Source organism: Cupriavidus sp. L7L (assembly GCF_004353535.1).
GTDB classification, from domain to species: Bacteria; Pseudomonadota; Gammaproteobacteria; order Burkholderiales; family Burkholderiaceae; genus Cupriavidus; species Cupriavidus oxalaticus_A.
Genome location: NZ_SMNY01000083.1, coordinates 1 through 5,940 on the forward strand (window position 1 = coordinate 1; position 5,940 = coordinate 5,940).

Annotated in this window: 9 protein-coding genes; 1 reads left to right on the plus strand and 8 read right to left on the minus strand. The window is 58.9% G+C overall.

All coding sequences use genetic code 11. The annotated features are described in order from the left end of the window. Positions 1-102 (minus strand): transposase DNA-binding-containing protein (locus tag E1J61_RS35600; RefSeq protein ID WP_133097564.1); only part of this gene is annotated, 102 nt, incomplete at its 3' end. 330 nt (positions 103-432) lie between these two features. Here E1J61_RS35600 and E1J61_RS35605 point away from each other — a divergent pair. Next, positions 433-1,542 carry an RNA-guided endonuclease TnpB family protein gene (locus E1J61_RS35605; RefSeq protein WP_207951304.1) on the plus strand — a complete coding sequence of 370 codons (1,110 nt, stop codon included), beginning with the start codon at positions 433-435 and terminating at the stop codon, positions 1,540-1,542. Here the strand turns inward: E1J61_RS35605 and E1J61_RS37615 are convergent. The 7 genes from E1J61_RS37615 to E1J61_RS35635 form a co-directional block, all read right to left on the minus strand. Further along, complete coding sequence (locus E1J61_RS37615) at positions 1,516-1,680, minus strand: hypothetical protein (RefSeq protein WP_165971612.1); 165 nt, start codon at positions 1,678-1,680, stop codon at positions 1,516-1,518. The genes E1J61_RS35605 and E1J61_RS37615 overlap by 27 nt on opposite strands. Positions 1,681-1,781: 101 nt before the next feature. Continuing rightward, positions 1,782-2,858 (minus strand): primase-helicase zinc-binding domain-containing protein, encoded by a 1,077-nt coding sequence (locus tag E1J61_RS35610; protein ID WP_133098489.1) that lies wholly within the window; start codon positions 2,856-2,858, stop codon positions 1,782-1,784. 216 nt (positions 2,859-3,074) lie between these two features. After that, complete coding sequence (locus tag E1J61_RS35615; protein WP_133098484.1) at positions 3,075-3,641, minus strand: single-stranded DNA-binding protein; 567 nt, start codon at positions 3,639-3,641, stop codon at positions 3,075-3,077. Positions 3,642-3,653: 12 nt separating this feature from the next. Next, positions 3,654-4,439 (minus strand): hypothetical protein, encoded by a 786-nt coding sequence (locus tag E1J61_RS35620; protein ID WP_133098485.1) that lies wholly within the window; start codon positions 4,437-4,439, stop codon positions 3,654-3,656. A gap of 8 nt (positions 4,440-4,447) precedes the next feature. Further along, the gene (locus E1J61_RS35625) at positions 4,448-4,876 is read right to left on the minus strand and encodes a hypothetical protein (protein WP_133098486.1); all 429 of its coding nucleotides are present in this window, start codon (positions 4,874-4,876) and stop codon (positions 4,448-4,450) included. 100 nt (positions 4,877-4,976) lie between these two features. Further along, a complete protein-coding gene (locus tag E1J61_RS35630) occupies positions 4,977-5,285 on the minus strand; it encodes a hypothetical protein (protein WP_133098487.1) in 309 nt (102 codons plus the stop codon). Between the two features lie 447 nt (positions 5,286-5,732). Beyond that, the coding region (locus E1J61_RS35635) for an IS4 family transposase (RefSeq protein ID WP_305791051.1) at positions 5,733-5,940 on the minus strand (208 nt) is incomplete at its 5' end.

A 5,940-nucleotide genomic window follows, 5' to 3' on the forward strand; every position in this document is an offset into this window, starting at 1 on the left:
AAACCGCTTGAGCAACTCCTTGGCGCGCCGATCCCGCCGCGGATCACCTAGATCCAGGCTCTCAAATTCCTCGTCCACCCATGCCCCCGACTCGTTGCCCATCGCTGCTAAAAACTCGACAGTAAACGCGAGTCAGGCGAAGTTAACAACCCCTTACCTCGAAATTTCCACGGCCTCAGGCTCCATGCCCCACGGTGGAGACGGTACTACTTCTGTATAAGGAGATGGGTTGAGAGCACGGACGGCAGTGCCGTCCTTTCTCAGCGTAGCATAGCGTCCAGATGCTCTTTCTTGAACACGTTGCGCCGGCATTCCGTTACAAATACCAAGTGGACATGCAGCGCAAATACGCAGTGGCGCCCATGCCGCAAGTCGCTATATGTCTTTCGTGGTCGCCCCATTTTCCCGCTCTTGCACAGTTTCGCAGGCAAAATGTACTATGCGAAAATGGAAACCGTAAAGACGTTGAAACTGCGCATCAAGGACAAGCACGCGAAGGCGATGCTTGCGATGGCTCGCGACGTCAATGCGATCTGGAATTTCTGCAATGAGACCCAGTATCGTAGCCTCAAGCGGTACTGCAATCGCCCGAAGGTCTGGTTGTCCGGCTTCGACCTTCAAACGCTGACGAACGGCTTCAGCAAGTGCGAAGGGGTGTCGATCGGTTCGGCCACGCAGCAGCAGGTCTGCGAAGAGTTTGCGACGCGTCTCAAGCAGTTCAAGCGGCAGCGCCTCAACTGGCGGGTGAGCGATCGTAAGTCCCCGAAATACTCGCTTGGCTGGGTTCCGTTCAAGGCGCGGGCACTGACATACAAGAACGGTCAGGTCCGCTTCAACGGCATCAGCATCGGCCTGTGGGACTCGTATGGCCTGTCGAAGTACGAACTGAAGGCGGGTAGCTTCAATGAGGACTCGCGCGGGCGTTGGTATCTCAACGTGGCTGTCAAAATACAGGTCGAAGAGAAGCGCATGCCGGACGGCGCAACGACCATCGGTATCGACCTTGGCCTGAAAACGCTCGCGACATACAGCGACGGCACGTCATTCAACCCGAAGAAGTTCTATCGCGAGTCAGAAGCAGCGTTTGGTATCGCGCAGCGGGCTCGCAAGAAGAAGCGCGTGAAGGCTATCCATGCCCGTATCGCGAATCAGCGCAAGGACGCCATCCACAAGGAAACGTCGGCGCTCGTCAGGAAACATGCAGCAATCTTCGTCGGCAACGTGAACGCGAAGGCGCTGGCACGAACGAGCATGGCGAAGTCCGTGCTTGATGCCGCGTGGACGTCGTTCAGGACACAACTCCGGTACAAGGCCATCAGGCAAGCAGTGGTGTTCGCAGAGGTCAACGAAGCGTTTTCAACCCAAACGTGCTCGTGCTGTGGCGTTATCCCGCCCAGCAGTCCGAAAGGTAGGGCCGGACTTGGAATAAGGCAGTGGATGTGCAGTTCGTGCGGGTCGGTACACGATCGCGACACGAACGCCGCGTGCAACATTGCCCGCCTGGGACATCAGGCGCTAGAAGTAGGAATCTCCGGGGTCTAGCCGGGAGAGGATGTCAAGGCGATAGATATGGAAGAACTGGGCCTCCGACTGACGCGCCTGCACGTCACGGTTCCGCGTGCTGCGCATAGCGTGGATGTGCAGCTTGTTGACGATCACGGTAAAACCCTTCTGCGGCATTACATTCTCCAGAGAGACCTGCCACGCGGGGACTCCGCCCCTGTGGGGCGGACCCACAGGGCAGAGGTTGATAGTGATGCCACCAGGCGGTAGCGGAAAGGTCAGGCTGCGACGGCAGCCTGTTGGGACATCTGGCGAAGTTGGTACTCCGTTCGCCATTGATCGCAAAAGTCCGTACCACGGACCTTCGGGCGATGCAGCACAACGTTGAACCCGGCCGCACGCAACCGCTTCTGCAGCGTCAGTGCGTCGGCCATCCCGGGTGACTTGCCCGTCTTCAGGTCTACCTTGTCGAAGTCCGCAAAAATGTGCACGGTATGGATGCCCAACCCGTCTGGCACCACGAACCTGCTCAGCTCCACGCGGTTCAGACAGAACCAGGTTGGCACACGAAACAACATGTACGCGGCATACGCGCTCTCGAGACCCTCGGCGACGCCGATCTCCCCGTTACGCGGTGACATCAGGCGCACTGCTCCGCCATCAAGCGGCAACGCTGTCACGTAGTTTCGCTTCGAGGGCAGAATCTCTCCTTCATTCGAAATGACCATCGCCTTCTCAGCCTTGTGAGGATCCAACGAGGTCCTGTGGACCGTCGCAATCCGCCCATCTGGTAGACGATACTCAGCAACGATGGTGGGATACCTCCCTATGATCTCCTTCTCATGCCAGTACTCCTGCGTGGCTAGTCGCAATCCCTGCGGCAGCGGTGCACATAAGCCAGGAACGCGGGCAGCCAGGTAACGCATGCCATAGTCGCCCACCGTCAACGGCTTCGAAGAATGGACCTGCTTCATCACGCAGCGCATCAGATCTCGGGGACTCATAGCCTCTCGTCGTGATGGCCGCGGCTTCTGGGAGACGACCGGAAGGGGGTCAATGGACTGGCCGTTCAGCCGGCACTTCAGCTCTAAGTAAGACATGCCGGTGCATCGCCGGACTAGCTCAAGACCGTCGCCGCCAGCAGGGCTGCCGTCGTTGCACTTGCGGCATATCCAGTCGCCGCGATTCCGCTTGCGGGTGTAGGTAAATCGATCGCGCCCACCACACATTGGACACGGTCCAGGACGACCCCGCCAGAAGGCGTCGGTTAGAGCCGATGCCGGCAAGTACTGCTCTACCAGGGCGTCCCAACGATCGGACGACCAATCTGCAACAATTTCACTAAGGTCTTTCATTTTCATGGGATGACTCCGGGTGGAGTAGGTTTGGCGATGCCTGTGACAGGCGGAGGAACGCTTGCTCAAAAGACATCCCGGCGGAAGCCAGAAGGTCTTTTCAGCATGACGTTTGCGCAAACGAAGGGGGAATGGCCGGGCGGCCAGGAGAAGGAAACTGCTGCTGCCGGTGGATCCGGTAGCAGCAGTTAAAACCGTACTTCGAGCAACTACAAATCAGTACATCGGCGCGCCATCGTTGCGGAACGGAATGCCATCCAGCGCGGCAGGCCTGGCAAACGGAATATCGTCATCCATGTCCCCGAAGCCGTTCGACGGCGCCTGTGTGGGCTGCCGACGCGCTGGCGGCGGGCGCTGACCCGTTGGGGCCGAGCGCTGCGCGCTGGCAGGACTTTGCTGCGACGCCGAGCGGTCCGTTCCGGAATCGCTATCGCCATCGTTGGCACCAACCCGACCGCCAAGCATTTGCATTTGATCTGCGACAATCTCGGTGCTGTACTTATCTTGGCCGGACTGGTCCTGCCATTTGCGCGTGCGAATGCGGCCCTCGATATAGACCGACGAGCCCTTGCGCAGGTACTGGCCGGCAATCTCTGCCAGCTTTCCGAACATCGAGATGCGGTGCCACTCAGTGGCTTCCTTCATCTCGCCACTCTGCTTGTCCTTGTACCGATCGGTGGTAGCGATGCGAAGGTTGGCCACAGCGTCGCCACTGGGCATGTAACGAACTTCGGGGTCCGCCCCGAGGTTGCCAACGAGAATCACTTTGTTTACGGATGCCATGTTGTTTCCTTGTCAATGAATGCGGTTCACTTGCCAGACCCACCGGTCCCAAAGCTTCTGTTCGCCGGTGGCAGGGTCCAGAATTGGGCGCCCGGTCCCATGGTGGAAGGCGGGCACCTTCTCCTTGTGCAAGCGCTTAATCCCTACGCGGTCGCCGATGTTGCAAGCGACGTCAGCCAGGGCGTCTTTCAGACCTTCACCTTGTAGCGTCTTCTCACCGGCACTAGTGTCCAGCTTGACCGCGAAGGATGTGTACGTCGCCTTGCCGCCAGGCTTGCGATTCGGGAATTCCATTTCGCCCCACTCGATCAGGGTACCGACCGTGTAGTTGGACCGGGAGGCATGCCCTTCTTGACGGGCCTCCGCCGACTTGGCGGGTGCGCGGTGCGGCATCTGACGGTCAGCGTGTCCTGATTGCCGCGACTCGGCCGAGTTCTCCGGGGCTGCAGACGCTGCCACTGGCGGGCGGTCTTTCGCATGACGCATGACAGATTCGGCCACGGACTGCGGCGTTACGCCAGCGCCCTCGTGCCGGTCGAGCTTGCTCCAGCGCGGAACGACTTCCGGCAGGACCTTGTCGCCGTAGGCCGTATGCTGAATCTGGCTACCGAAGACGGCAACGAAGTGAACGACATGGTCGCCTTCGTCACGGAACAGGTTCGGGACGCCATTGATCAGGATCTGGTACTCGTTGTCCGCGCCGGTGCCCACCGGGACTTCATCCTTGCACGGAGACGGCGCAATCGGCTGGCCCATGATGGCGGCAGCGGCTTGCTTGATGACCTGGAACAGTGTCATGGTTTGGCTCAAAGAAGAGACCCGCAGCACATGCGCTTTACTCCATCGAGGTCGGCACGCAGACGGGCATTGTTGAGAATCACGTCCTGCAAGACTTCCGGGCTAACCCCGCAGACTGCACAGACATAGGTATAGGGAAGTGCTCCATCCCAGTATCCGAAGATCCAGCCCAAAGTCATGGAGTACTCCTCCAGTTCCAGTGGCTTTTGCTTGATACGGGCGCGCAGCAGCTCAGCGCAGTCGATCAGCGACTCCGGCATGCTGTCGCCGCGGCGACTGTCACACGCCAGGCTGATCAAGGCGTCGACCATCCCTTCTCGTACCGATTCGGTCCAAAGCGAAGGGTCCGGTAATGGGTCGACCTTGGGAGGGGGGAGAACGATGACGGCAGCCTCACCAAAGAAGTCGAGCTGCCATCCTGCTGTCGTTGATTCCATGATGGTCTCCGGACAGGCACCCGGAGACCCACCTGCCGGCGGGTAACGGGTACCCGTGACAGGTGGAATAGGGCCGCCCAGGAGACTGGGCGGCTAGAGGCTAGGAACGATCGTGCGTTCCGGTACGACGAATTGGCGTCACCACTGCCGAGCGTTCGTACTTCCGCTCGGAAGGTTCTGCGGGTTGGTCATGCGAAGGCTTCGGCATGGAGGTGTGCTCCGGCATCGAGACCTTCGGCGCGGCCGGTACAGCCCTGCTCCACTGCAGCGTCTTCTCCTTCGAGTAGAAGAACGCGACTACGGCAATAAACACACCGACGATGAAAGACTGAGACGCCAGATACAGCGCCATGCAAAAGGCGAAGAGCTTGAGCGGGCGCTTGATCAGGTTATTGGCAAAGGATTCCATGGTTTCTCACGAGAAACAGTCAAAGGGATTTCCTGGACGGATGCCAGGCGATTATTCGATGCTCGGAAGAACAAGGAATCCAATGAGACGCGCTTGTACGGCAACGCGCTTGCGACATGCCATGCATGTCGAAAGAACGCTGCTCGCGTGCGGAAAGAAATGGAGTCGGGGCGGACCGCCAAGTGGGCCTGTGTAGCCCAAGCGGAATGTCAGTGCAATCTGGCCGCCAAGTCGATGCGTCGAAGACGCTAGAGGTGTCTGCACTCTACACGTCTAGTCAATGCATGACAAGCTGCGCGCGGTCACAGCGCGAATCGAATCGAATCGCGAGTCCAAATCCCGAGTTTTCGCAATTTCGAAAGGAACATGTTCCTTCCAAAACTTCCGGCAGGCGGATGAAATTGTCTGTACATTCATCCCCACTAAAGGCATTTCCTTATACGGAAGTCAGGACTCTTCCCGTAGTGCTTGAATGGTGAGCGCGGCGTCCATGGTTCGCTGCATGCCGATCCAGATTGTCTTAGCGCCGGGCTCGCCATCGCTCTTCCGCCCAAGGAACCCACCAAGGGAAGCAACCAACCGAATCATCTGATTGAGTGTGACCGGTGTCTTCGGGCGAGCTTTCTTGGCGAGCACGTATGCCCCCCGAATCTCG

Excerpts from the sequence above, each read along its gene's own strand:
- E1J61_RS35605 (WP_207951304.1), top strand. The coding sequence starts at position 433 with ATGTACTATGCGAAAATGGAAACCGTAAAGACGTTGAAACTGCGCATC.
- E1J61_RS37615 (WP_165971612.1), bottom strand. The coding sequence starts at position 1,680 with ATGCCGCAGAAGGGTTTTACCGTGATCGTCAACAAGCTGCACATCCAC.
- E1J61_RS35610 (WP_133098489.1), bottom strand. The coding sequence starts at position 2,858 with ATGAAAGACCTTAGTGAAATTGTTGCAGATTGGTCGTCCGATCGTTGG.
- E1J61_RS35615 (WP_133098484.1), bottom strand. The coding sequence starts at position 3,641 with ATGGCATCCGTAAACAAAGTGATTCTCGTTGGCAACCTCGGGGCGGAC.
- E1J61_RS35620 (WP_133098485.1), bottom strand. The coding sequence starts at position 4,439 with ATGACACTGTTCCAGGTCATCAAGCAAGCCGCTGCCGCCATCATGGGC.
- E1J61_RS35625 (WP_133098486.1), bottom strand. The coding sequence starts at position 4,876 with ATGGAATCAACGACAGCAGGATGGCAGCTCGACTTCTTTGGTGAGGCT.
- E1J61_RS35630 (WP_133098487.1), bottom strand. The coding sequence starts at position 5,285 with ATGGAATCCTTTGCCAATAACCTGATCAAGCGCCCGCTCAAGCTCTTC.